The following is a 2701-nucleotide window of genomic DNA, read 5'->3' as shown; positions in this document are numbered from 1 at the left end:
CTGACCATGCTAATAGCCATTACAACCGTGGTGAATCCTTGTTATGTCTGAAAAGATGGGAAGAAGCCAAGACAGATCTCATCACTGCCCAGAAAATGGGATTGGATATCGTCGCGACATTTCGGAATGATTATAGAAATGTCGCCGCCTTTGAGCAGAAACATCAGGTCAAGTTGCCAAAAGACATCATTGCCCTCGTCCGTCAAGGTTTCAGGCATCGCTACCCCATGCAGGAAAAAGCCTTAGGCTTTGAAGGGAAGCCCCTTGAGTCGCCGGAGGTGTTAGATCTGCTGCAGCGGTTCCGAGATGCTGGACCACCCTTGGGTGAGTATCTCAAGGTATCCCCCTCTTTCGGTATAGAAACAGTACCCACTGACGTGTTTGTGGTAGATGGAAAGATACGAGATAAACTCATTGCCGAACACGTCGCATCCGCTGATATTTTGAAGCCGTTCTTGCAAGGACCGGATATCAGACGTTGGCATGTAGAACCACAAGATCAGTGGTTAATCTTTACCTACCGCGGTGTTGAGATTAACGCTTATCCTGCAATTCTGAAATACTTAGAAAAATACAAAGAACTCCTGAGCAAAAGAGGAAACGAACAGGAATGGTATGAACTCCAAGCATCTCTTGAGGAAGTGGAACATTTCGCACAACCGAAACTGATCTGTCCAAACCTCTATAATACGCAAACTTTCGCCCTTGAGACTGAGGGTTTGTATTGTGGATACACCTGCTACGTTATTCCGACCGACGAGAAGTGGTTATGCGGTTTACTGAATACGCTCCCTGTGGAGTGGTTCTATTCGCAGGTGTCCAAACAATTAGACGGCGGTAAACTTGAGGCACGCAGTGAATATATAAAGCAGATTCCTGTCCCTGATATCAATGAAACACAGAAAGATTTGGTTCGTAAACTCGTCGATTATCTCATATATCTCCAGAAACAACCGACAACAAACAGTAAGGATTTGGCATATGCCCGTGACTTCATAGTACTCAGATATTTTGAGTGGATCATCAACGGGCTTGTTTATGAGTTTTATATGCCTGATGTACTCCAGAGTGCCGACAGAGATATTTTTAAACATTTAATGGAAGAGCAGCTCCCTGAGGTGGATGAGATGCACGGGGATAAAATGTCCATTTTCCGTTCTCTCTATGAGCGTTTGCATGATAGAGAACATCCCGTTCGAGTAAACACATTTTTTCAGGATGGTTTAAGACCTATCCGCATTATTGAGGATAAATGGTGAAAATTACCAAAATAGAGATCAAAAACTTTAAAGCTTTTCGAGCCCTAGATGTAATTGACCTCGGTGAGAAGGGACAGAACCTTTTGCTTTATGGTGAAAATGGAAGTGGTAAAACATCTCTATATGAAGCCTTAAAGTTTTTCCTTGAATCCAGTGAAGGGACATACCAATTTCGGGATCATAGGAATATATTTACAGATGAAACCGATAAAGGCTATATCAAACTTCACTTCACACCTGATCCAAAGTTAAATAAGGAAATTTATGAATGCTCCGAGGATATTCAGAATGACACCAAAATTCAACCAATTATTGACGCATCAAAAGCAAAAGGGTTTCTTGATTATAAAGAACTCTTGAAGACAAATTATCCTCGGGACGAGGAAAATAGTGTGAATGTGTTTGATTTGTTGGTCAATGTCCTCTTGAAAAATGTAGTCAACGATCAAGCTGTTCCGACGCGCAGCTTTTCCGATCAGTGGAGTGACATTTTAGATGTTCGTTCCTCAGTCCAAGATGCAACAGAAGTCCAAGGTGTAACAGAAGAGATTGAAGATCTGGAAGCACAAATAGGCAGCTTCAACATGGGACTTGCTAACCAATTAGTAGAACTACAAACGAAGGCATCTGAAAATCTCCGCAAGTTTGGATATGAAGATACCGCTGTTGCCCTTGATTTCGGCTTTCAAGGGATTGAGTACAGCCGAGAAGATGGGATGCTTAATTACCAAAATATTCCCTTAAAGGTTAAATTTCATGACGAAAACCTCACAGCGCATTACCGATTTTTGAACGAGGCAAAGCTATCCGCTATTGCACTTTCAATCTTTTTAGCTGGATTTCAACTTCAACCTTCTAGCGATCTGAAGATTCTTGTTATAGATGACGCACTCATTGGCTTGGATATGTCAAACCGCCTGCCCTTAATTGATATTCTGGATGAAAGAGATTTCGCTAAATACCAGATCATTTTGATGACTTATGACCGGACATTTTATGAGATGGTTAAAAAGCGTAAATCTGAAGATAAAAATTGGAAAGCTGCCGAACTCTATTGTGGTAAAGTTGATGGATATGATATACCAGTCTATGTGGAAGATAAAACATACCTTGAAAGAGCGAGGGAATATCTTGATGCCAATGACTACAAGGCTTGCGCAGTTTACGTTCGGACTGCTTATGAAGCAACAATTAAAGCATATTGTGAGAAAAATAATATTGCGGTCAAATATCGAGAGGATAGAAACGAGTTGGAGAGTAATGATTTTTGGACCCTGATAAGAGATAAAAAAATACCAGATCCAAAAAGCAATAAACAAAAACGCCTTTTAAAACTGGTTCTCGTTAAAAAGATAGAATTGGCTAGGAAATTTACTCTAAATCCGCTAAGCCATGCTAACATTGTGAATATTCCCAGAAAAGAACTTGAAGATGCCATTGAA

2 protein-coding genes are annotated in these 2701 nt (G+C 40.8%); both read left to right on the top strand.

Annotated elements, in window-relative coordinates; all coding sequences use genetic code 11:
* The coding region (locus ACOQOA_RS00105; RefSeq protein WP_420546669.1) for a TaqI-like C-terminal specificity domain-containing protein at window positions 1–1259 on the top strand (1259 nt) is incomplete at its 5' end.
* Window positions 1253–2701: AAA family ATPase (locus tag ACOQOA_RS00100; RefSeq protein WP_420546668.1), on the top strand; the 1449-nt coding region annotated here is incomplete at its 3' end. The genes ACOQOA_RS00105 and ACOQOA_RS00100, both read left to right, overlap by 7 nt.

The sequence above is a fragment of the Curvivirga sp. genome, from assembly GCF_965219885.1.
Lineage (GTDB): Bacteria > Pseudomonadota > Alphaproteobacteria > UBA8366 > Aestuariispiraceae > Curvivirga.
Note: the sequence above shows the minus strand (reverse complement) of the source record. Positions and strands in the feature narration are given on the sequence as shown.